Origin of the sequence: Xanthomonas sp. SI (assembly GCF_014236855.1) — a bacterium.
Lineage (GTDB): Bacteria > Pseudomonadota > Gammaproteobacteria > Xanthomonadales > Xanthomonadaceae > Xanthomonas_A.
In genome coordinates this window covers 1694335-1720808 of record NZ_CP051261.1, presented here as the reverse complement: position 1 = coordinate 1720808, position 26474 = coordinate 1694335, and the positions used below count along the sequence as shown (strand labels likewise).

Sequence of the window (26474 nt, the reverse complement as noted above, 5' to 3'; positions counted from 1 at the left end):
TCACCACTCCGTTTCCACTTGGTTGCCTGCTTCCATCGCCATGTCGCGATTGCGTCTGCGCAACCGTTCCGCATCGATCAATGCGGCCACGCTGCGAATGTCGGAACGCTCGAACAACAGGCGGATCGACACTTCCATCTCCATGCGACGCTGGACAGCATTGATCAGCCTCGTCGCTAGCAACGAATGGCCGCCGAGATCGAAGAAGCTGGCGGTGACGCTGATGTCCGCGTGCCCGAGGACGTCGCTCCAGATCTGCGCCAACGCCCGTTCGGTCTCGGTCGACGGCGCTTCCTCCTCCCCGCGCACGTGCACCGGTTCCGGCAGCGCGCCCTTGTCCACCTTCCCGTTCACCGTCAGCGGCAGCGCCTCCAGCACCACGTACGCCGACGGCTGCATGTAGCCCGGCAGGGACGCCGCCAGCGCCGCCTTCAGCTCGTCGATCCACGCCTCCGCCGCCTCTCCAGCGGCCGGCGTCACGTACGCCACCAGCCGCGCCTGCGCCGCCTCCCCGCGCACCACCACCACCGCCTCGCGTACCGAACCCTCGGCATGCAGCCGGCTCTCGATCTCCCCCAGCTCGATCCGGAACCCGCGCAGCTTCACCTGGTCGTCCAGACGCCCCAGGAACTCCAGCTGCCCGTCGTTGCGCCAGCGCACCCGGTCCCCGCTGCGGTACAACCGCTCCCCCGCCACGAACGGACTGGCCACGAACCGCTCGGCCGTCAACGCCTCCCGCTTCACATAGCCCTTCGCCACCCCCCACCCACCGATGTACAGCTCCCCCGCCACCCCCGCCGGCTGCAGCCCCATCCGCGCGTCCAGCACGTACAGCGTCGTGTTCTCCATCGCCCGGCCGATCGGCAGCATCCCGCTGCACGGCGCCTGGCCGTCTACCGCATACCAGCTGCTCCCCACCACCGCCTCGGTCGGACCGTAGTGGTTGTACACCTGCGCCTGCGGGTACTTCGCCCGCAGCGCCTGCGCCAACTCCGCCGCGAACGCCTCCCCGCCCACCACGAACACATGCGCCCCCGGCCGCGGCTGCGCATCCGACAACGCCAGCAGCCCCTGCACGTGCGAGGGCGTCAGGCGCAGCAACCACCCCGGCGCCGACGCCGCTTCCAACGCCGCCGCCAGGCCCGCCATGGCGTCCGCCTCCGCCAGCAGCGTCACGCACCCGCCCGCCAGCAACGGCACGTACAAGCTCGGCACCGTCAGGTCGAACGCCGGCGAGGTCGCCACCAGCGCACCGGCCAGATGCTCGGCGTAGTAGTTCCCTCGCGCGAAGGCGCAGTAGTCGGTCAGCCCGCGCTGCAGCACCTCCACGCCCTTGGGCACCCCGGTCGAACCGGAGGTGTACAGCACGTACGCGCTGTGCGTGGCCTCCAGCGCCACCGCCGGTGCCGCGTCCGGGTACGCCGACAGCCACGAGGCCTCCGCGGCCCCGTCCATGGCCAGGACCTGGACCGACGTGCCGGCCAACGCCGCCCCCGTTCCCAGCACCAGCGCCACCTCGGCATCCTCCAGGATCGCCTGCACCCGCGCCGGCGCCTGCTGCGCATCCACCGGCACATACGCCGCACCGCTCTTCATCACGCCCAGCAGCGCCACCAGCAGCGGCAACGACCGTTCCAGCGCCACCCCCACCCGCGCGCCCAGCCCCACGCCCTGCTCGGCCAGCGCCTGCGCCAGCCGGTTGGACGCCCGGTCCAGCTCGCGATAGGTCAACTGCGCCGCCCCGCAGCGTACCGCCACCGCCTCCGGTGTCGCCTGTGCCTGCGCCTGCAGTTGCCGGATCAACGGCTGTTCGCGGCCGCGCTCGCTGTGCGGGCCACGGCCCTGCGCCAGCAACTGCGCCTGCGCCGCTGCGTCCTGCCAGCAAAGGGCGGCCAACGGCGCGTCCGGCTGCACGACGATCTGCGCCAGCAATTGCGCATACGCCTGCGCCAGCCGGTCGATGCTCGCCGCCTCGAACAGGCGCGTCGCATAGCCCCAGACCAACCGCAGTCCCTCCCCCGTCTCCTGCACCGCCAGCTGCAGGTCGAACTTCGCCTGCTCATACCCCTCGCCCAGCGAGGACACTTCCAGCCCCGGCAGCGTCAAGGCCACCTGCTCGGTGTTGCGCATCGACAGCAACACCTGGAACAACGGCGCATGGCTCAGGCTGCGCACCGGCTTGAGCTCGTCCACCAGCATCTCGAACGGGATCTCCTGGTGCGTGTACGCCTCCAGCACCCGCTCCCGCGTCGTCTCCAGCAGCCCCTCGAACGTCTCCTCCCCGCTCAGCTGCGTGCGCAGCACCAGCGTGTTCACGAAGAACCCGATCAGCGGCTCCACGTCCGGGTGCACCCGCCCGGCGATCGGCGTGCCGATGACGATGTCCCGTTCCCCGCTCCAGCGGGCCAGCAACCATGCCAGCGCCGCCTCCAGCACCATGAACAGGCTCGCATCGTGCCGCTGCGCCAGCGCCTGCAGGCCCGCCAGCGTCGCCGCTGCGATCCCCTGCTCGATCCGCCCGCCGGCAAAGTCCTGCCGCGCCGGGCGCGGCCGGTCCAGCGGCAGCCCGTGCACCGCCGGCAGGCCCTGCAACCGCTCCCGCCAGTACCCCAGCGCCGCCTCCAGCGACGCCCCCTGCAACCGCTCCCGCTGCCACGCCGCATAGTCCGCGTACTGCACCGGCAGCGGCGCCAGCGCCGCCGCCTCCCCGCGCAGCGCACCCGCATACAGCGCCACGAACTCGCGCACCAGCACTCCCATCGACCAGCCGTCGCTGGCAATGTGGTGCAGCGTGAACAGCACCGCGTGCTCCTCGGCCTCCAGCCGCAGCACCCGGCACCGCAGCATCGGCTCGTGCGCCAGGTCGAACCCCTGACCCGCCTCCCGCTGCACCCAGGCCTGCACCGCCGCGTCCTGCGCCTCCGCCGGCAACGCGCTCAGGTCCTCGTGCGCCAACGGCACCTGCGCCTGCGCCTGCGCCTGGATCACCTGCCACGGCGTGCCGTCCACCTCCCGGTACACCGTGCGCAGCACCTCGTGCCGCGCCAGCAACCCCGCCAGCGCCTGGCCCAGCGCCGCCACCGACAGCCCGCCGCGCAGCCGCAGCGCCACCGGCATGTTGTACTGCGTGCTGCCGCCCTCCAGACGGTCGATGAACCACAGCCGCTGCTGCGCGAACGACAACGGCAGTGCATCCACGCGCGGCACCTTCGGGATCGGCGCATAGTCGCTGCGCGCCTGACGCTCCACGTACTGCGCCAAGCCCCGCAGCGTCGGCTGCTCGAACAGCGCCCGCACCGGCACCTGCTTGCCCAGCGCTCGCCCGATCTCGCTCACGATCCGCGTGGCCAGCAGCGAGTGACCGCCCAGTGCGAAGAAGTTGGCGGTGACGCCGATGTCCGCGTGCCCGAGGATGCCGCTCCAGATCTGCGCCAGCGCCCGTTCGGTCTCGGTCGACGGCGCTTCCTCCTCCTCCCCGCGCGCGTGCACCGGCTCCGGCAGCGCGCCCTTGTCCACCTTCCCGTTCACCGTCAGCGGCAGCGCCTCCAGCACCACGTACGCCGACGGCTGCATGTAGCCCGGCAGGGACGACGCCAGCGCCGCCTGCAGCTCGTCGATCCACGCCTCCGCCGCCTCTCCAGCGGCCGGCGTCACGTACGCCACCAGCCGCGCCTGCACCCCCTCCCCGCGCACCACCACCACCGCCTCGCGTACCGAACCCTCGGCATGCAGCCGGCTCTCGATCTCCCCCAGCTCGATCCGGAACCCGCGCAGCTTCACCTGGTCGTCCAGCCGTCCCAGGAACTCCAGCTGCCCGTCGTTGCGCCAGCGCACCCGGTCCCCGCTGCGGTACCAACGCTCGCCGTCCAACTGCACAAAGCGTTCGGCGGTGAGCTCGGGGTGGCGGTGATAGCCGCGGCCCACTCCCACTCCGCCGATATACAGCTCGCCGGGTACCCCGATCGGCTGCTGCGCACCGGCAGGCGACAGCACGCGGCACTCGACATTGACCAGATTGCGGCCGATCGTCGGCGCCTCGCCCAGGACTGCGCTCCAGGTCGCGTCCACGCAGCATTCCGTCGGGCCGTAGACGTTGATCGCCTTGCGCCCCGTACGCGATTGCCAGGCGACCAGTTCGCGCCACAGCCCGGAAGAAATCGCTTCGCCGCCGATCACCAGGTTCGGCAGGCAATCCTCCAGCCCCGCCGCCAGCCAGGACTCCAGCAACGACGGCGTGCAATCCATCAGGACCACCGGCTGCGATCGCAAGAGCGCGCGCAGCATCGCCGGATCGGTCTTCACGGCTTCCGGCACGATCAGCACGGAACCGCCCCACGCCAGCTGCATCAGCCCCTTGATCGAGCCATCGAAGGCATGCGAGCCGACCAAGGCCCAACAGCCGTGGAGAACGCCGTCGGCGATACCATCGGGTCCGAGATTCAGCGCCAGGTTCGACAGCGACCTGTGTTCGATCAGCACCCCCTTGGGGCGACCTGTGCTGCCCGAGGTATAGATCGCATAGGCCAGATCCGCCGTCGACTCGCCCGGAACCTCGGGAGCGGTCCGCGGCCAGCGCGAGATTTCCTGCGCATCCAGCATCCGCGCCGGCACGCCGAGCGCCGATAGACGCTCCGCCGTTGCCGCGTGCCCGAGCACGAACGGTGTTGCGCTGTCTCCAAGCACATACTGCAGATGCGCATCGGGATAGGCCGGATCCAGCGGCAGCCACGCCGCGCCGGCCTTCAGCACGCCGAGGATCGCCAGCGGCAGATCGATGCTTCGCTCCAGGCACAGGGCGACCAAGGCGCCGCGATCCACTCCGAGGTTACGGAGATCGTGCGCCAGCCGGCTGGAAGCCTCGTCCAGCTCGCGATACGTCAGGTGAGCCGGGCCACAGCGCACGGCGATCGCATCGGGCGTGGCTGTCGCCTGCCGCGCGAACAACCGATGGAACCCCGCATCGGGGAGAGGTCGCTGGTTCGCATTCCACTCCGCCAACATCGCGCGCTCGCTCTCTTCGATCAGCGGCAGCGTGGCCAACGGCGCGTCCGGCTGCACGACGATCTGCGCCAGCAATTGCGCATACGCCTGCGCCAGCCGGTCGATGCTCGCCGCCTCGAACAGGCGCGTCGCATAGCCCCAGACCAACCGCAGTCCCTCCCCCGTCTCCTGCACCGCCAGCTGCAGGTCGAACTTCGCCTGCTCATACCCCTCGCCCAGCGAGGACACTTCCAGCCCCGGCAGCGTCAAGGCCACCTGCTCGGTGTTGCGCATCGACAGCAACACCTGGAACAACGGCGCATGGCTCAGGCTGCGCACCGGCTTGAGCTCGTCCACCAGCATCTCGAACGGGATCTCCTGGTGCGTGTACGCCTCCAGCACCCGCTCCCGCGTCGTCTCCAGCAGCCCCTCGAACGTCTCCTCCCCGCTCAGCTGCGTGCGCAGCACCAGCGTGTTCACGAAGAACCCGATCAGCGGCTCCACGTCCGGGTGCACCCGCCCGGCGATCGGCGTGCCGATGACGATGTCCCGTTCCCCGCTCCAGCGGGCCAGCAACCATGCCAGCGCCGCCTCCAGCACCATGAACAGGCTCGCATCGTGCCGCTGCGCCAGCGCCTGCAGGCCCGCCAGCGTCGCCGCTGCGATCCCCTGCTCGATCCGCCCGCCGGCAAAGTCCTGCCGCGCCGGGCGCGGCCGGTCCAGCGGCAGCCCGTGCACCGCCGGCAGGCCCTGCAACCGCTCCCGCCAGTACCCCAGCGCCGCCTCCAGCGACGCCCCCTGCAACCGCTCCCGCTGCCACGCCGCATAGTCCGCGTACTGCACCGGCAGCGGCGCCAGCGCCGCCGCCTCCCCGCGCAGCGCACCCGCATACAGCGCCACGAACTCGCGCACCAGCACTCCCATCGACCAGCCGTCGCTGGCAATGTGGTGCAGCGTGAACAGCACCGCGTGCTCCTCGGCCTCCAGCCGCAGCACCCGGCACCGCAGCATCGGCTCGTGCGCCAGGTCGAACCCCTGACCCGCCTCCCGCTGCACCCAGGCCTGCACCGCCGCGTCCTGCGCCTCCGCCGGCAACGCGCTCAGGTCCTCGTGCGCCAACGGCACCTGCGCCTGCGCCTGCGCCTGGATCACCTGCCACGGCGTGCCGTCCACCTCCCGGTACACCGTGCGCAGCACCTCGTGCCGCGCCAGCAACCCCGCCAGCGCCTGGCCCAGCGCCGCCACCGACAGCCCGCCGCGCAGCCGCAGCGCCACCGGCATGTTGTACTGCGTGCTGCCGCCCTCCAGACGGTCGATGAACCACAGCCGCTGCTGCGCGAACGACAACGGCAGTGCATCCACGCGCGGCACCTTCGGGATCGGCGCATAGTCGCTGCGCGCCTGACGCTCCACGTACTGCGCCAAGCCCCGCAGCGTCGGCTGCTCGAACAGCGCCCGCACCGGCACCTGCTTGCCCAGCGCTCGCCCGATCTCGCTCACGATCCGCGTGGCCAGCAGCGAGTGACCGCCCAGTGCGAAGAAGTTGGCGGTGACGCCGATGTCCGCGTGCCCGAGGATGCCGCTCCAGATCTGCGCCAGCGCCCGTTCGGTCTCGGTCGACGGCGCTTCCTCCTCCTCCCCGCGCGCGTGCACCGGCTCCGGCAGCGCGCCCTTGTCCACCTTCCCGTTCACCGTCAGCGGCAGCGCCTCCAGCACCACGTACGCCGACGGCTGCATGTAGCCCGGCAGGGACGACGCCAGCGCCGCCTGCAGCTCGTCGATCCACGCCTCCGCCGCCTCTCCAGCGGCCGGCGTCACGTACGCCACCAGCCGCGCCTGCACCCCCTCCCCGCGCACCACCACCACCGCCTCGCGTACCGAACCCTCGGCATGCAGCCGGCTCTCGATCTCCCCCAGCTCGATCCGGAACCCGCGCAGCTTCACCTGGTCGTCCAGACGCCCCAGGAACTCCAGCTGCCCGTCGTTGCGCCAGCGCACCCGGTCCCCGCTGCGGTACAACCGCTCCCCCGCCACGAACGGACTGGCCACGAACCGCTCGGCCGTCAACGCCTCCCGCTTCACATAGCCCTTCGCCACCCCCCACCCACCGATGTACAGCTCCCCCGCCACCCCCGCCGGCTGCAGCCCCATCCGCGCGTCCAGCACGTACAGCGTCGTGTTCTCCATCGCCCGGCCGATCGGCAGCATCCCGCTGCACGGCGCCTGGCCGTCTACCGCATACCAGCTGCTCCCCACCACCGCCTCGGTCGGACCGTAGTGGTTGTACACCTGCGCCTGCGGGTACTTCGCCCGCAGCGCCTGCGCCAACTCCGCCGCGAACGCCTCCCCGCCCACCACGAACACATGCGCCCCCGGCCGCGGCTGCGCATCCGACAACGCCAGCAGCCCCTGCACGTGCGAGGGCGTCAGGCGCAGCAACCACCCCGGCGCCGACGCCGCTTCCAACGCCGCCGCCAGGCCCGCCATGGCGTCCGCCTCCGCCAGCAGCGTCACGCACCCGCCCGCCAGCAACGGCACGTACAAGCTCGGCACCGTCAGGTCGAACGCCGGCGAGGTCGCCACCAGCGCACCGGCCAGATGCTCGGCGTAGTAGTTCCCTCGCGCGAAGGCGCAGTAGTCGGTCAGCCCGCGCTGCAGCACCTCCACGCCCTTGGGCACCCCGGTCGAACCGGAGGTGTACAGCACGTACGCGCTGTGCGTGGCCTCCAGCGCCACCGCCGGTGCCGCGTCCGGGTACGCCGACAGCCACGAGGCCTCCGCGGCCCCGTCCATGGCCAGGACCTGGACCGACGTGCCGGCCAACGCCGCCCCCGTTCCCAGCACCAGCGCCACCTCGGCATCCTCCAGGATCGCCTGCACCCGCGCCGGCGCCTGCTGCGCATCCACCGGCACATACGCCGCACCGCTCTTCATCACGCCCAGCAGCGCCACCAGCAGCGGCAACGACCGTTCCAGCGCCACCCCCACCCGCGCGCCCAGCCCCACCCCCTGCTCGGCCAAGGCCTGCGCCAGCCGGTTGGACGCCCGGTCCAGCTCGCGATAGGTCATCTGCGCCGCTCCGCAGCGCACCGCCACCGCCTCCGGTGTCGCCTGTGCCTGCGCCTGCAGTTGCCGGATCAACGGCTGTTCGCGGCCGCGCTCGCTGTGCGGGCCACGGCCCTGCGTCAGCAACTGCTCGCGCAAGCTTTCATCCTGCAGCGGAAGCTGGTTGAACGGCTTGCCCGGTTCGCGCAACGCAGCCGCAAGCAGGCATTCATAGCCATGCGCCATGCGTTCGAGCGTCTCGCGATCGAACAGCGCTGTTTGGTAGCTCCAGTACAGCTGCAACCCGTCGTCGGTATCGACTGCATTGAGGTCGAAGTCGAAACGGATGCTGCCGGAGAGGCCATCGATCACGTCGACCTGCGCATCGGGAAGCGCCAGCGCTTCGGACTCCCCGTGTTGCAGCATGAATTTGATCTGGCAAAGCGGATTGTAGGCCAGGCTGCGCTCTGGCTTGATTTCATCGACGATCAATTCGAACGGGATATCGTGCGCATAGGCGTCGAGCGCGGTGCGGCGCGTACGCGCGAGCAGCGTCTGGAAGTCGGGGTCGCCAGACAGGTCGTTGCGCAGAACCACGGTGTTGATGAAGAAGCCGATCAGCGGTTCGAGTTCCTGGTGGGCGCGCCCGGAGATCGGCGTGCCGATTGCGACGTCGTGCTCGCCGCTCCAACGAGCGATCAGCGCCGCCAATGCCGCTTCCAGCACCATGAAGAGTGTGGCGTCATGCGCGGCAGCGAAGTCCTTGCACATTTGCAGCAACACGGGCGACAGCAGCCGATCCACCGAGTCCGACGCGTAGGCCTGCCGCGCCGGGCGCGGCCGGTCCAGCGGCAGCCCGTGCACCGCCGGCAGGCCCTGCAACCGCTCCCGCCAGTACCCCAGCGCCGCCTCCAGCGACGCCCCCTGCAACCGCTCCCGCTGCCACGCCGCATAGTCCGCGTACTGCACCGGCAGCGGCGCCAGCGCCGCCGCCTCCCCGCGCAGCGCACCCGCATACAGCGCCACGAACTCGCGCACCAGCACTCCCATCGACCAGCCGTCGCTGGCAATGTGGTGCAGCGTGAACAGCACCGCGTGCTCCTCGGCCTCCAGCCGCAGCACCCGGCACCGCAGCATCGGCTCGTGCGCCAGGTCGAACCCCTGACCCGCCTCCCGCTGCACCCAGGCCTGCACCGCCGCGTCCTGCGCCTCCGCCGGCAACGCGCTCAGGTCCTCGTGCGCCAACGGCACCTGCGCCTGCGCCTGCGCCTGGATCACCTGCCACGGCGTGCCGTCCACCTCCCGGTACACCGTGCGCAGCACCTCGTGCCGCGCCAGCAACCCCGCCAGCGCCTGGCCCAGCGCCGCCACCGACAGCCCGCCGCGCAGCCGCAGCGCCACCGGCATGTTGTACTGCGTGCTGCCGCCCTCCAGACGGTCGATGAACCACAGCCGCTGCTGCGCGAACGACAACGGCAGTGCATCCACGCGCGGCACCTTCGGGATCGGCGCATAGCCGCTGCGCGCCTGACGCTCCACGTACTGCGCCAAGCCCCGCAGCGTCGGCTGCTCGAACAGCGCCCGCACCGGCACCTGCTTGCCCAGCGCTCGCCCGATCTCGCTCACGATCCGCGTGGCCAGCAGCGAGTGACCGCCCAGTGCGAAGAAGTTGGCGGTGACGCCGATGTCCGCGTGCCCGAGGATGCCGCTCCAGATCTGCGCCAGCGCCCGTTCGGTCTCGGTCGACGGCGCTTCCTCCTCCTCCCCGCGTGCGTGCACCGGTTCCGGCAGCGCGCCCTTGTCCACCTTCCCGTTCACCGTCAGCGGCAGCGCCTCCAGCACCACGTACGCCGACGGCTGCATGTAGCCCGGCAGGGACGCCGCCAGCGCCGCCTGCAGCTCGTCGATCCACGCCTCCGCCGCCTCTCCAGCGGCCGGCGTCACGTACGCCACCAGCCGCGCCTGCACCCCCTCCCCGCGCACCACCACCACCGCCTCGCGTACCGAACCCTCGGCATGCAGCCGGCTCTCGATCTCCCCCAGCTCGATCCGGAACCCGCGCAGCTTCACCTGGTCGTCCAGCCGTCCCAGGAACTCCAGCTGCCCGTCGTTGCGCCAGCGCACCCGGTCCCCGCTGCGGTACCAACGCTCGCCGTCCAACTGCACGAAGTGTTCGGCGGTGAGCGCCTCTTGCCGCAAATAGCCGAGCGCCAGGCTGGCGCCCCCCAGATACAGCTCGCCGGCCACGCCGACTGGCACCCGTTCGCGCGCCGTTCCCAGCACCCGGCAGCGCACGTGCGGCAACGGCCGCCCGATCGGTACCGCTGCGCTGGCCGCATCGAAAGTCGTCAGATCCACTGCCGTGGCGGTCACCGTCGCTTCGGTAGGGCCATAGGTGTTCAATAGCCGCAGGGCAAGCGGCATGGCCGCATTCCAGCGCAGCACCTTCGCCGCCTGCGCCGCCTCGCCGCCGATCACGCAAAGGCGCACGCCCGCGGCCATCTCCGCCACTGCAGGGGGCAGCGTTTCCACCAGGACATGCCAGAACGCGGTCGGCAGGTTCAGCACGCTGATGCGGTGGCGCACGACCCAGGACCAGAAGCGCTCGCCGTCGGTGATCGTCTCCTCGTCGCGCAGCACCAGGGTCGCGCCGTGGCACAGAGCCATGAAGCATTCTTCGATGTACGCATCGAAACCGAACGAGGCGAACTGCAGCAACCTGTCCGCAGGTCCGATATTGCACTGTGCCTGCAATCCGTCGAGGTACGCGGCGAGCGCCCCATGGCCGACGACCACGCCCTTGGGACGGCCGCTGGAGCCGGAAGTGAAGATCACGTAGGCCGGCGTCACACCGCTGACGACGAGCGGCGGCGCATGCGCCGGCGCCGCCTCCAGTTCAGCCGCAATCCCCGGCGCATCCAGTAGCGCCATTTCCACACCGCCCAAGTCGAGTTCCGCCGCCAGATCGGACGTGCTCAGCACTACGCCAATGCAAGCGTCCTCGACCGCATCGCGCAGGCGTACCTGTGGATGTGCAGGATCCAGCGGCACATAGGCCGCACCCGCCTTGAGGACCGCCAGCGCCGCCAGCGGCTGGCGCCAGCTACGCGCCAAACACACGCCAACGCAGGCGCCCTCGCCAATACCACGCGCCCGCAGCCACTGCGCCAGGCGGTTGGCCTGGGTCTCCAGCGTGGCGTAGTCGAGCACCACCTCGCCATCGACCAACGCTGGATGCGCACCGGCGCGCATGGCCTGCGCGGCGATGCGCTCGTGCGCCCAGTCGCCGCCGCCGGCGCGCCCTCGGCCTTCCCAGGACTGCAGCACGGACAAATCCGTGTCGTCCAGCAACGGCAATACCGACAGCGCGCACAGTTCGTCCTCGGCCATGGCGCGCGCCAGGCGGCGCCACATGACCACAATACGTTCGATCGTCCGCCGGTCGAACAACGCGGTCGCATATTCCAGTGCGCCGACGATGCGGCCGTCGACCTCTCCAAGCGCCGCACTGAGATCGAACATGGCCTCCCCGTCCACATCCTCGGCCAACGCCTCGACCTGCAGCCCAGGCAATGACAGATCGACGGCACTGCTGTCCTCCCAGGCGAAGAAGGCCTGGAACAAGGGACTGTGGGCCGGGCTGCGCGTGGGGGCGACCAGGTCGACCACGCGATCGAACGGCAGATCCTGATGCGCCTGGGCCTCGAGCAGGCGGGTGCGCACCTGCTCGATCCAGGCCGCCACCGTCGGCGTGCAGGACAGGTCGAAACGCAGCGCCATCGAGTTGACGAACAGTCCGATCAGGCCGTGGACGTCCTCGTGCCCGCGATTCGCGCTGGCGATGCCGACCACCAGGTCCTGCTGTCCGCTCAGGCGCGCCAGCAATGCCGTCCAGCTGGCCAGCACGACTGTGAACAAGGTAGTGCCGCGACGCATGCCCAGCACCTTCAGCGCGGACGTCAACTCCGTATCGAAGACGAACGGCAGGGTTTGGCCGGCGAAGGACTGCTGCATCGGGCGCGGCCTGTCGGTGGGCAGCTCCAGCAGGCCGGGCGCGCCGGCGAGCGCGCGACGCCAATACTCCGCGTTTACGCGCTGTTGCGGTCCTTCGCGTTGTGCGCGTTGCCAAGCGGCGTAATCGACATACTGGATCGGCAACGGCGGCAAGAGGTCGGCGCCACCCGCGCGCAACGCGGTGTACTGCGTCGCGATCTCGTCGATCAGCAGGCCCACGGACCAACCGTCGAAGACGATGTGATGCACCGTTACCCGCAGTGCATAGCGCGTGTCCGCCTCCCGTACCAGGCAGGCGCGCAACAGCGGGCCATGGGCCAGGTCGAAGGCCTTCTGGGCCGAGACGGCGAGGTGCGCGGTGGCGTCGCCCGTATCACGGGCGTCGAGATACTCCCAGTCGAACGCTGCGGATCCGGCCGCGGTCACTACCTGCGCGGGCGTACCGTCGACATCGACGAACACGGTACGCAAGGCATCGTGCCGCGCGACCACGCGCTCCAGTGCCATGCGCAACGCAGCACGATCCAGCTCGCCGCGCAAGCGCAGCCCCAAGGGAACGTGGTAGGCCGTCGATTCCGGCTCGAGCTGCGCCAGGAACCAGAGCCGTTCCTGCGCCGAAGACAACGGCAGCCTACCGGCGCGGTCGACCTTGGCGATCGGCATGGCGTCCGTCGCCACCTTGGCATCGACCCAGGCGGCAAGCGCGTGCAACTCCGGGAGCTCGAACAGCATGCGTACCGGCGTCTTCACCCCCGTGCGCCGCCCGATCTCGGCCGCCACGCGCGTGGCCAGCAGGGAATGGCCGCCGAGCACGAAGAAGTTGTCGCTGCGTCCGACGCGTTCGCGCCCGAGCAGGCGCTGCCAGATCTCGGCCAGCGCCTGTTCGGTCCGAGTGGCCGGCGCAATGTGGAGGCCGCCATCGGCACCTGTAAGCTGCGGCAGTGCGCGTACGTCGACCTTGCCGTTGGCGGTCAGCGGGAAGCGCTCGAGCGCGACGATGCCTTGCGGCAGCATGTAGTCCGGCATGCGAGCAGCGAGATGTGCGTGCAGCGTCGTCGCCGCGTCCACGCCCGACAGCGAGGCATCGAATACGACATACGCCGCCAACGTGCGTCCGCTCGCGCCCTGCTGCGCCACGACGATGGCATCGCGCACCCCTGGATGTTCGCCGATGCAGGCTTCGATCTCGCCCAGTTCGACGCGGAAGCCGCGGATCTTCACCTGCCGGTCCGTACGCCCGATGAATTCCACCGTGCCGTCGTTGCGCCAGCGCACCCGGTCGCCGCTGCGATACATGCGGCTGCGGTCTCCGAGGAAAGGATCGGGCAGGAAACGTTCGGCGGTCAGTTCAGGAAGATTGAGATAGCAGGCAGCCACGCCGTCGCCGCCGATGTACAGTTCGCCTACCACGCCCACCGGCACCGGTTCGCGCCGCGCATCGAGCACGTAGATACGGGTATTGCGGATCGGCAGGCCGATAGGGATACGCTGTCCGGGCGAGGCCGAGACGACGGGATAGGTCAATGCGAACGTCGTGGTCTCGGTCGGGCCATAGCCGTTGAACAGGCGCACCTGCGGATGCGAAGCCAAAAAGCGCGCCACGATCGCCGAGTCCAGCGCGTCGCCGCCGATCATCAACACGCGCAGCCGTCCCAATGCGGCACCGATCTCTTCGGCATAGTGGTTGAACAGGCCTACCGTCATCCACAGCACGGTCACCGCTTCGCGCTCCAACAACGCGGCCAGCCGCAGCGGCTCCAGCAGCGTGTCTTGATCGACGATCACGAGGCGGCCGCCATTGCATAGCGGCATCCACACCTCCAGGGTGCTGGCATCGAAGGCCGGATTCGCGGCAAACGCCACGCGGTCCGAAGCGCTGAAATCGCCGTAGCCGCCGTCGACCACCAGGCGACGGACGCCCCGGTGCGTCACGGCCACGCCTTTGGGCCTGCCGGTGGACCCGGAGGTGTACATCACGTAGGCGACCGCATCCACGCCCTCGCCCGGCATGGCCTGCGACGCATGCGCCAACGGGCGCAGTTCGAGTTCGTCGGCCTCGCCGGTCGGCACGAGCAACACCCTGGCCGCGCTGTCATCGAGCATGAAGTCGCGCCGCGCCTGCGGGACGTTCGGATCCAGCGGGACATAGATCGCACCGCAGCGTAGCGCTGCGATCTGCGCCGCTACCAGCAGCGCCGAGCGCGGCGCTTCGATCGCCACCCGATCGCCCGCCACGATTCCATGCGCGCGCAAGCGCCGGGCCAACGAGCGCGAGTGCGCGGCAAGTTCGGCGTAGCGCCAGTTGCGCTCGCCTTCGACGATGGCGATCGCGTCCGGCATCGATGCGGCGATACGGTCGAAACGTTGCTCGAGTTTCTCGTCGTCGGCGTAAGGCAGAATCCGGCCCGACCAATCGCGCAACAGGCACAGGCGTTGGGCATCGTCCAACAGCGGCAGCTCGGCCAACTCCAGCGCATCGCCATCCGCCATCGCGCGCAACAAGGTTCGCCAGCACGCCACGAAACGCTGTACGGTCTCGCGGTCGAACAAGGCCATGGCGTATTCCAGGACGCCTTCGACACCGCCCCCGGCGGTTTCGTGCAATGCCAGCGAGAGATCGAACTTGGCTTCGACCACCTCGCCGCTCGCCATCGGCTCCACCCGCATCCCCGGCAAGCTCAGGTCGGCGACATCGCCATCCTGCCAGGCGAAGAACGCTTGGAACACGGGGCTGTGGGTCAGGTTGCGCGTGGGCGCCACGCGCTGGACCACACGGTCGAATGGCAACGCCTGCTGCGACTGCGCCTCCAGTACACGTGTCTGGGTCTGGTCGATCCATTGCGCGACGGTGAGAGTGCTCAAGGCATCGAGGCGCAACGCCAGGGAATTGACGAAAAATCCGATCAGGCCTTGGACCTCCTCACGTTCGCGGTTGGCGCTGGCGATGCCGAGCACCAAGTCCTCCTGCCCACTCAGGCGTGCCATCAGCGTGGCCCATCCAGCCAGCAAGGTGGTGAACAAGGTCGCGCCGCGGCGCCTGCCCAGCGCCCTCAATGCCGCCGTCAGCCCTGCGTCCAGGACGATGGGGACGCGGTCGCCGGCCAGCACCTGTCGCGCCGGCCGCGGGCGGTCGGTCGGCAACTCGAGCAAGCGCGGAGCGCCCTCCAGCGTGCGCGTCCAGTAGTCAGCGCAAGCATCGTGCGCCGCGTCCGCTTGCGCTCTCTGCCAGACCGCATAGTCGGCGTACTGGATCGACAACGGTGGCAACGGCGCCGTGCGTCCCTCGCGCAGCGCCGTATAGCAAGCCGCCACCTCATCCATCAGCACAGCCATCGACCAGCCGTCGAACACGATATGGTGAACGCTTACCAGCAGCACGTGGCGGTCCTCCGCTTCGCGCGCCAGGCATACGCGCAGCAGCGCATCGCCTCCGAGATCGAACGGTGTGCAGGCCTGCGTCCGCATTGCCGCTTCGAGCGCCGCGCCGTCGGCGCCGGCGATCTCGGTCCAGGACAAGGCCGAGTCCGCGTCGTCGCGGATCGCCTGCATCGGAATGCCGTCGACATCGACGAACACCGTTCGCAGCGCCTCGTGCCGCGCCACCACCGCCGCGAACGCCGCCCGCAACGCATCGCCGCACATTGCCCCATGCAGGCGCAGCGCGGTGGACATGTGATAGGCCGTCGAGTCGGGCGCCAGCTGCGCCAGGAACCACAGTTGTTCTTGCGCCGAAGACAGCGGCAGCAAACCGCCGCGTTCGACCGGGACGATGGCGACCGCCTCGGTCGTCGCCATTGCATCCAGGCAGGCCGCCAGGCGGCGTACACTGGGATGCTCGAATAACGTGCGCACGCCCACCAGCTTGCGCAGCGCCCGGCTGAGCTGGCCGACGACACGCATCGCCAGCAATGAATGCCCGCCAAGCTCGAAAAAATCGTCGTCCGCGCTGATCGGCCCGCCGCCGAGCAGCTCGCTCCACACCTGCGCGACGACCCGCTCGGTGTCGGTTGACGGCGCGACAAAGTCCGCCTGTCCGACGGCCGGCTCCGGCAATGCGCGCGCATCGACCTTGCCGCTGGGCGTCAACGGGAACGCATCGATCGGCACGATCTGCCATGGCACCATGTAGCCGGGCAAGCTCAGGCCAAGGCGATGCCGCAGCTCGGCGGCGAACGAGGCGATGTCGGCGACCGGAGCGGTGGGAACCACCCAAGCCGCCAGGCGAGGCTCGCCGCCGCAGTCGAGCACCTGCACGAACGCGGACGCGACGCCGGCCTGGGCTTCGAGACGAAGGCGGATTTCGCCGAGCTCGATCCGGAACCCGCGCAGCTTCACCTGGTCGTCCAGCCGCCCCAGGAACTCCAGCTGCCCGTCGTTGCGCCAGCGCACCCGGTCCCCGCTGCGGTACCAACGCTCGCCGTCCAACTGCACGAAGCGTTCGGCGGTGAGCGCCTCTTGCCGCAAGTAGCCGAGCGCCAGGCTGGCGCCCCCCAGATACAGCTCGCCGGCCACGCCGACCGGTACCCGTTCGCGCGCCGTTCCCAGCACCCGGCAGCGCACGTGCGGCAACGGCCGCCCGATCGGCACCGCTGCGCTGGCCGCATCGAAGTCCGCCAGGTCCGCCACCGTGGCGGTCACCGTCGCCTCGGTAGGGCCATATCCATTCAGGAGCCGCAGCGTGGGCGGCATGAGCGCGTTCCAGCGAAGGATCTTGCCCGGCTGCGCCGCCTCGCCGCCGATCATGCACAGGCGCACGTCCGCGGCCATGCGCGCGACCTCGGGCGACAGCGTCTCCACCAACGTGTGCCAGAACGCGGTCGGCAGGTTCAGCACGCTGATGCGGTGGCGCATCACCCAGGAGCAGAAGCGCTCGCCGTCGGCGAGCGTCTCCTCGTCGCGCAGCACCAGGGTCGCGCCATGGCACAAGGCCATGAAGCACTCTTCGACATAGACGTCGAAACCGAACGAGGCGAACTGCAGCAACCTGTCCGCGGGCCCGACGTTGCACTGTGTCTGCAATCCGTCCAGATACGCGGCGAGCGCCCCATGGCCGACGACCACGCCCTTGGGACGGCCGCTGGAGCCGGAGGTGAAGATCACGTAGGCCGGCGTCGCAGCGGTGACGACGAGCGGCGGCGCTTGCGCCGGCATCGCCTCCAGTTCAGCCGCGATCCCCGGCGCATCGAGCAGTGCCATTTCCACGGCGCCGAGGTCGAGTTCCGCCGCCAGATCGGACGTGCTCAGCACCACCGCGATGCCGGCATCCACGACCGCATCGCGCAGGCGTGCCTGCGGAGTCACCGGATCCAGCGGCACATAGGCCGCCCCCGCCTTCAGGACCGCCAGCGCCGCCAGCGGCTGGCGCCAGCCGCGCGCCAGGCACACGCCGATGCAGGCGCCCTCGCCAATACCGCGCGCCCGCAGCCACTGGGCTAGGCGGTTGGCCTGGGCGTCCAGCGTGGCGTAGTCGAGCGCGACACCGCCATCGACCAGCGCGGGATGCGTGCCGGCACGCATGGCCTGCGCGGCGATGCGCTCGTGCGCCCAACTGTCGGCGGCGGCGCAGCCGGTTCCTTCCCAGGCATCGAGCACGGCGGCATCGCCGACGCCAAGCAGCGGCAACGCGCCGATCCGCTGCTGCGGACTCGCCACGGCGGCCTCCAGCAACCGATGAAAAGCGCAGGCCAATCGCTCCACGCTGGCCGCATCGAACAAATCGGCCCGGTAATGCCAACGGACCGCATAGCTGTCTCCGTCACGTTCGACCGCGACATCCAGATCGACGTTCAACGGGATCAGCTGTGCGTCGCCCCCGTACCGCAGTACGTCCACACCGGAGAGTTCGAGCGCCGGAAGCGGCTCGGCGCCGAACGACAGCATGATCTGGTACAGCGGCGCGGCTCCGGGAACCCGAGCCGGCGCCAGCGCGTGAACCAAGTGATCGAACGGCAACAGCTGGTGCGCGAACGCGGACAGTACCTCCTCTCTGCTGCGCACCAGCAATTCGGTGAAGGTGGGGTCGCCGGAGACGTCGCTGCGCAGCGCCAAGGTGTTGACGAAGAAGCCGATCAGCGGCGCGACCTCGGGCCGGTCGCGACCGGCGACGGGCACGCCGACCATCAGGTCGGTCTCTCCGCTCCATCGCCACAGCAACGCCGCCAGCGCCGCGCGCAGCGCCATAAACACGGTGGCATCGTGCGCCTGCGCCAGTCCACGCAACGCTGCCGCGGCGGATGGTGCGATAGGAGTGACGAAATGATGGCCGAACGCGTCGGGCTGCGGCGCCCGCAGCCGATCCAGCGGCAGCGCATGCAATGGCGGCGCGCCATGCAAGGCTCCGCTCCAGAAATCCAGCGACGCCGCCAGCGCCTCATCGGTGAGCGTGCGCCGTTGCCAGACGGCATAGTCGGCGTACTGCACGCTCGGAGCGAGCAAGGCCGTGCGCGGATCTTCGCAGCGCATTGCCGCCGCATATGCAGCTCCAAGTTCGCGCACCAGGATCTCGATCGACCAGCCATCGGCGGCGATGTGATGGAGGGTCAGCAACAGCGTGTGGTCGCGTGGCGCGAACGCCACCAATACCACGCGCAGCGGCAGGTCCGCGGCCAGATCGAAGGGGGTTGACGCCTCGGTTCGCCAGTACGCGAGGGACGTAGCGTGGCGTGCGTGTTCCGGGGTGGTGGAAGCATCGACGATACGCGGCACGATGGCCCGCGGCAGGATCGTCTGGACGGGCTCGCCGTCATGCTCGGCGTAGACCGTGCGCAGTACCGCATGATGCTGGGCGACGGCCTGCAGGGCCGCGGCCAGCGCGCCCCGGTCCAGCTCGCCCAGTAAGCGCATGGCCGCCGGAATGTTGTAATGCGCGCCGGCTCCCTCGATGCGATCGGTCAGCCACAGGCGCCGCTGCTGGAACGACAGCGGCAGCGGCGTCCCGGCAGGCGCGGGCACAATCGCCGCGGATGCCGCTGCGGCGTGCTCCAGGTGAAGCGCCTGCTGGCGAATGCTGCGGTGCTCGAACACGTCGCGCAGCGCGCAACTGCGGCCGAACTCCTCGCTGAGCGCCACCGCCAGACGCGCAGCCAGCAACGAATGACCGCCGAGCGCGAAGAAATCGCGATCGACATCCGCGCGCGGGATTCCCAGTACTTCGCACCACAACCTTTCGATGCGCCGCTCGGTTTCGGTGTCGGGCGTATTTTCCACGTCGGCGTCGACGGCGGGAGGCATGGGGAGCGCCCTCCGGTCGACCTTGCCGCTGGTATTCAGGGGCATCCGTTCCAGCCTCACCCAAGCCGTCGGGATCATGTACTCGGGCAGATCGCGCCGCAGGGTCGTACGCAGCGCCGCAAACAGCGCCGCATCGTCCAAGGCGTTGTCCGCCGCAGCGACGATCCAGGCGACTAGGCGCTTGCCCGCGCCCTCGCCCACCGCACCGACGAACGCGGACGCCAGCTGCTCGCAGCGATGCAAGGCGGACTCGACCTCGCCCGGCTCGATACGAAACCCGCGGATCTTGACCTGTGCGTCGACACGCCCAAGAAATTCGAGCGCGCCGTCGGCGTTGCGACGGACGCGGTCGCCGCTGCGATACCAGCGTTGCCCGGCCAATGCGCCGCGGCCCTCGCCAAAGCGCGCGGCGGTGAGGTCCGCACGCCCGAGGTAGCCCCGCGCCAGGCCCGGACCGGCGATCCACAGCTCGCCCGGCGCGCCGATCGCCGCGAGCCGACCGGCGCGATCGACCACCTGCAACGCATAGCCCGGCAGTGCCGAACCGATCGTCACCTGTGTCCCCGGGGTCAATTCCGCCTGGCTGACCACCACCGTCGCTTCTGTCGGGCCGTAGGCGTTGAACAGCCGGCACTTGCGCGTCCAAGCATCCGCCAGCCGTGCATCGCACACGTCGCCGCCAATGATCAACGAACGCAGCGCATAGCCGGGCGCGGTGTCCAGATGGGCCAACGCGGCAGGCGGGATCAAGGCATGGGTGATGCCGTGTTGCAGAAGGTAGCGGCCCAGGCCTTCGCCGGAACTGCGCGCGTCCTCCGGACAGATGTACAACGTCGCCCCTGCGGCGAACGCGCGCGCCCAGTCCCAGGTCGCGGCGTCGAAAGCGATCGACGAGAACTGCAGCACGCGATCATCCGCGCCGAGGCCGTACACGTCGCGCAGGGACTGGGTCAGGTGCGCCAGGCTGGCGTGCTCCAGCATGACGCCTTTGGGTGTTCCACTCGAACCGGAGGTGTAGATGACATAGGCCAGATGTCCGGGGTCCAGACCGATTGCGTCGGGATCCAGCCCCTCGTCCGCCTCCTGCATCGCGTCGTCGACCCACGCATCCAGGGCCAGCAATGGGCTGGCGCAGATACCCCCGATCCGTTCGCGTAGCGCCGTACTGGTCAGGCACAGCACCGGCATCGCGTCCGCCAGTATTGCGGCGATGCGCGCATCCGGCTGCGACGGATCAATCGGCAGGTAGGCGCCGCCCGCCTTGAGAATGCCCAGCACGCCGAGCATCAAGGTCCAGTCGCGTTCGCCGCAAAGCGCGACACGGTCGTCCGGGCGCACGCCATAGTCGCGCAACGTGCGCGCCAGGCGATTGGCACGACGCTCGAGTTCGCCGTAGGACACGCTGCGCTGGTCGTCGACCACTGCGACCGCTTCGGGCCGGCGCAATGCATAGTCCTGGAAGAGTTGGTGCGCATAGGCGAAGCCGGCGACGCTCGCGGGTGGGCCGAGTGCCAGACCCGCGCAGCGCGTCGCCTCGCCTTCGGTCATCGCCACGATGTCGTCCAGGGCGATCCCGGGCGTCTCGAGCAGCTGCCGCAGCACCGCGTGGAACCGCGCCGCGAACATGCGCGCCTCCACCGCGTCCAGGTACGCTAGGTTGTGGTCGAAATGGAACTCGACCGGTTGCGAATGGCCGTACTCCCATACCGTGAGCGCCAACGGCGCCTGGCTATAGCCATGGCTGAGGTAGTAGATCTCCGCGGTTCGTCCGGCGACCTCGAAGCGGCTGTCGAGCTTGAGGTAGTTGAAACTGGCGTCGAACAGGCTACGACCGCTGCCGGCGATGCCCAGGTCGCGGCCGAGGTGGCCGATCGGATAGCGCTGGCGCCGGTAGTCGCTGCGCTGCCGCTCCGCGAGCGTCTGCAACAGCGCGGCGAAAGTGGTGTCGTTCGGCAGGTGCAACGCTAGGGGAAGCATCCCGGTGAACACGCCGATGGCTCGCTTCTGCGCGTGGCCGCGACGATTGTGCACCGGCAGGCCGATGACCGCCTCCTCGCTGTCGGCCAGGCGTGATACGCACAACGCGAACGCGCCGAGCAGCAATTGCGGCAACCCAACCCGATAATGCGCGGCCAGATCCGCCAGCCGCGCGTAGTCCGCAAGCGGCACAACCGTGGTCTCGCGTCCGCTCGGCGTCGCGCGTTCGACGGCAAAACGCCGGCGATGGTATGGCGGCAGCAACGGATCGGGTACCGCACCGATGCGTGCCGCCCAATAGTCCCGGTCCGCAACGTAGCGTGCGCCGGCCACATACTCCTGGTCATCGTTCGCCACTTCGCGCCATTGCAGCGACGGCGCCTGGCTCTCGCCGCGGTAGTGGCCCGCCAGGCAATGAGCCAGATTGGCGTAGCCCCAACCGTCGATCATCAAGTGGTGCGCGATCACGCAGTACCAGTGCTGCCGCGAAGAAACCCGCAACACGCAGGCGAGGTAGAGCTCGCTGTCGTGCAAATCGAACGCGTGCTGGAAGCGCTCCTGCATCCACGCCCGCGCCTCGGCCTCAGGATCGGCGAACGCGGAAAAATCGAACTCCGGCAGTTCCGCGTTTCGCTGCGCCGAGACGTACTGCACCACGCCGTCGCGGCCAGCGCGCATGCGCAGGCCGAACGCCTCGTTGTCGAGCACGAGCCTGCGGTGCGCATCGCGCAGCCGCGCCAGGTCGATTTCCTGCATCCGGATGTAGCCGCCGATGTTGTAGATCGGGTCGGCCGGGAACCGTTGCTGGTCCAGATAGATATCCGACTGCGCGAGCGTCAGCGGAAATTCGGCGAATGCGGCTCTCATCATGAGACTGTCCTGTCTTTCCTTATGGCGCGGCCAGCAGCGACTCGGGCGCCACGGTGGGCGCGAGCGCATCGTCGCGCACCGCGACTCCGTCGCGCATCACGATCATCTGATCGGCCAAGTGGAAATAGCGGTCGTCGTGCGATATCGCCACGACCGCCTTGCCGCGCGCCTTGAGATCGGGAAGGATGCGGTTATAGAACACGCCCTTGAATGCAGGGTCCTGATCGGCGGCCCATTCGTCGAACAGATACATCTCGGCGTCCTCGATCATCGCCACCACCAGCGCCAGGCGGCGCTTCTGCCCATCCGACAGCGCCAGCGTGGAGAAGCGTCCATGCTCGAAGCGCACCTTGTGGTCCAGGGCGAACTCGCGCAGGTACTCTTCGACTTGCGGGCGCGCCTGCGCGGGGTCGACCCCCAGCGGGCGGTCGAACAGGAAGTAGTCGGAATAGATCGCGGCGATGCCGCAGCGAAAGCCGGAGATGTTGTCCTGGTCCACGCGCTCGCCGTCGAAGTAGATGCTGCCCCCGTCAGGCAGGTAGTGCAGCGTGACGAGCTTACTCAGGGTGGACTTTCCCGAACCGTTGCCGCCGACGATGAAAGTGATCTCGCCGCGGCGTATTTCCAGATCCAGGGGTCCGACGGCGAAACCGCTGTCGTCGGCGCGATTCGGATAGTGGTAGGTCACGCCTTCCAGGCGCAGGGTCGACCAGCCGCTGCGCTTGGGCGCGGCATGGTCGATCGACTCCTCGGGAATGCGGTCGAACAGCTCGTTGAAGCGCTTCAGCGCGATCTGCGCGGTGGTGAACTGCGGAATGAAATTGAGCAGCGCGCCTACCGGCCCGGTGACGTACAGCAGCGCCATGATCACCCCGCTCAGCTCCTGGCTGTCGATCGCATGATGGTTGACGAACACGAAGCTGACCGCGCCGATCACGAAGAAGACGATCAGTCCGCCGTAGTTCACCGCCACGCCCATGATCGAGTGCCCGGTCTTGGCCGTTTCGCGAACCCGCGTCTCGTTATGGGCCAACACCCGATCAAAGTAATCCACGCGCTTGTCGCGGTTGAGCTTGAGTTCCTTGGCGCCGTGGACCAAGCCGCGTATCGCCTCGTGCAGGTCGTCGAGATTGCGCCGCGCACGCACCAGGTAGCGGCGCCCGATCATCATCGGCACCTGATAGGTCACCACGCCGAAACCGATACAGCCCAGCACGAACCAGAACACACCCGCATTCAGGTACAGCAGGAAGCCGAGCATGCCGACCAGGGTGACGCCATTGGTCAGCAGTTCCGGCAGCAGGCGCGCGCCGGCGATGATCACGGGGACATCGGCGGTGATCGACGCGATCAGCCGCGGCATGCCGACGCGCTCGAGATCGGCGATCGGCGCGCTGGAAATGCGGCGGTACATGCGGGTGCGCAGATCGGTGGTGACGTCCATCGAGATGCGCGTGAGGATGACCTGCGAGGCGGTGCGCGCGACCAGGATCAGCAGGCAGACCAGCACGAACAGCACGGCATAGCGGTAATTGGATACCTGCCAGACGAAGAACACCGCGATGTCAGGATCGACTTTGGCGAACCGGTCCTTGCCCGGGTCGATGGCACTGAGCACCAACGGGATGATCAGCGCGTAGCTGACGCCAGCCAGCGCGCCGAGCACGATGGACAGGAATACCCGGTTCGGCGCGCGCCTGGCGAAGGTGCCCAACAGTTTCATCGTGGATCCTGGACGTGGCCGGGGGAGGCCGGCGTCAGGCGCAGCGCCTGGCCGGCGGAGGCGGACGGCCAGGCGCGCAGCACCCCGTCGCGGAAGGGCTCGACCATGTCGTCGTAGTGGGCACTGACGACATTTCCCGACTGGCCCGTCGAGTTTATGTACAGGTGCGCGCCGCCCTTCCCGCCCAACGCCATGACCTGACGGAAACCGGCGCCGAAATCCTGAGTGAAGCGTCCTGCGCGATCGTAGCGATAGGACGCCACGTTGACCGTATCCGGCGAACCGCCGCTGGCGATGCTGCGCTCGAAGACGCTGCGCAGCACGTTGATGCTACTGAAAGGCGTGTGCTTGTAGACCGTGGCGTGTAACTTGCCCCACGCCCAATCGTCCATGGATGAATCGCCGGTCATCTTCAGAAGCTCCCAAAGGGCGTCGTTGAGCGAGCTGTCGAGCACCTCGTCGCAGGTATCGGGTTCCGGTGTATCGAGGTTCTGGCACCAGCTGTCCGGCCCGTCCACCAGCATCGCGCCCAGGGTGTCCAGGTCGACGTCGCCCGCCACGCTCTTGACGTAGCGGTTCTGGGTTTCCCGGTTCCAGCTGCCGCCCAGCTCGTCGGCCATCAACTCGCGGCGGAGGGTTTGCACCCACGCATTGAAGATGCTGGCCGCGCGGCTGTCGCGCGACATGTCGCCGTTCCACGTCCGCAGGAGCGCGAATGCCCTGCGTTGCTGGTCGTTGGAAGGCTGCAGGCGCAGCATGCGCGCCAGCAGGCGCCGCGCCGGCTCGCTTACCGTGTCGGTCTGGATGCGGCCCATGGCCTGTGGCGTCAACGCGCCGCCTTTGTCCTTCAGGGCCAGAAGCAGGTGCTCGATCCTGCGCGCGCGGTCCGGCGGCGCCCATTCGCCATTGATTGGATAGGGGTAATCGGAGTCGAAGAATTTTTCGTTCGCCGACACCAGCACGCCACTGGGCGGGTTATAGCGGCTCGGCATCGCCTCCGGGGCGATGTAGCCACGCCATGCATGGCCTCCGTCCCAGCCGGAGACGGGCACGTCGCCGCCACCGGCCGTGCGGATCGGAATGCGTCCGGCGGTGAGCATCCCGATGTTGCCGGTATCGTCGGCATAGAGCAGGTTCAGCGCCGGCGCGACCAACGGTGCCAGCGCGTGGCGGAAGCCGCTCCAGTCCTCTGCGTAATTGAGCCGATAGAACGCTTCGTAGGAGGTATCGTCCGTGTCCAGCGCGGTCCACCGCATCGACACCGGCGCATCGAACACCTTGAACAGATCGCTCACCACCGGGCCGTGACGCGTGCTGCGGACCTGGATGCGCAGCGGCCGCAGCTTGGGGCTGAGCAAGGCGGGAAAATCCTGGCGGACGGCGATCAGCTCGGTCGTGCTCTTGAAGCCTTCCCACCCGTTCTCGGTACGATAGCGGTTCGCGTCGTCAGGATCGGCCTCCTCGAAGTACAGGTCCTGCACGTCCGCCATGGAATTGGTGCCGCCCCAGGCGATGTGCTGGTTGCGGCCGAAGATCACCACCGGCAAGCCGACGATGGTCGCACCGCGCGCATCGATGCGGTCGCCCTTGATCGCCGCCATGTACCAGAGCGAGGGTATCTGCAGGCCCAGGTGCGGATCGTTCGCCAGCATCGCCGCACCGTTGCCGGTGAGGTGACCGGACACGGCCCAGGCATTGCTGCCTACGTAGCGTCCGCCGAGGCCGAAATCGCGCTCCAGTTTCTCTTGGAAATCCGCCATGCGTTGCAGCGACATGCCGACCGAGGCGGCCGCGAGCGGCGCCGGTATAGGTGGTTCCGCGTGGAGATTCGGGTACAACGCGGCGAACTTGTGCGGGTCGAGCATCTGCCGCGCCAGCATGTGCTCGACTTCCTGGCGATAGTTGCCGCCAAGATTGAGCGCGAACACCTTGATCCAGGCCAGCGAGTCGTACACCGACCAGGGCTCGGGCTTGATCGCCATCGCAGAGAACTCCAGCGGCAAGCTCGGATGTCCCGCGAGCCAGGCGTTGACCCCGTCCGCATAGGCCTGCAGCGAATCGCGCGCCTGCGGACTCAACGCCTTCCACGCCTCGCGCGCCGAGCTTTGCAGCCCCAACGTCCGGAACCAGATGTCTTGATCGATGCTGTCCTTGCCGAAGACTTCGCTCAAGCGGCCGCTGGCGATGCGTCGTTGCAGCTCGAGCTGCCACATGCGGTCCTGCGCATGCGCATAGCCGAGGGCGAAAAAAGCGTCGCGGTCGTTGCTTGCGACGATGCTCGGAACACCCGCGGAGTCGCGATGGATCTCCACGGGCGCGCGCAGTCCGGTGACGGCAAGCGTACCGTCCTGCTGCGGCAGGCTGGAACTGAGGTGCGAGATTCCCCAGGCGGCCAGCGCCAGCAATGGAACAACGATGAACAACACGAATCGCAACGTTAACGGGTATTGCTTCAACACGATTTTCCCCAGCCTTTCCCTAGCTGAACCGCAGCAATCGGCATCGTTTGGCGCATTCGGTTCACGGACCAGCCACGTCCAGCGCCGGCCCGGCTCGCCCCTCAAAAGGCGGAAACGGATGTGCGTATGGCCTGTACGTTCGCTGTGAACCGATTGACGTGCGACGGTGGCGAGCG

Annotated in this window: 3 protein-coding genes; all 3 read right to left on the bottom strand. The window is 68.9% G+C overall.

The genetic code is table 11. From position 1 onward, the window contains the following. Genes HEP75_RS07145 through HEP75_RS07135 form a run of 3 tightly spaced genes read right to left on the bottom strand, consistent with a single transcriptional unit; the run spans position 1 to position 26295 of the window. Positions 1–22185, bottom strand: a complete 22185-nt coding sequence (locus HEP75_RS07145; RefSeq protein WP_185825941.1) for a non-ribosomal peptide synthase/polyketide synthase — start codon at positions 22183–22185, stop codon at positions 1–3. Then, on the bottom strand, positions 22136–23839 hold the full coding sequence (locus HEP75_RS07140; protein WP_185825940.1) for a cyclic peptide export ABC transporter: 1704 nt from the start codon (positions 23837–23839) through the stop codon (positions 22136–22138). Before HEP75_RS07140 ends, HEP75_RS07145 begins: the two co-directional genes overlap by 50 nt. Further along, positions 23836–26295 (bottom strand): penicillin acylase family protein, encoded by a 2460-nt coding sequence (locus HEP75_RS07135; RefSeq protein ID WP_185825939.1) that lies wholly within the window; start codon positions 26293–26295, stop codon positions 23836–23838. The genes HEP75_RS07140 and HEP75_RS07135 overlap by 4 nt, the downstream gene beginning before the upstream one ends. Between the last annotated feature and the right edge of the window lie 179 nt (positions 26296–26474).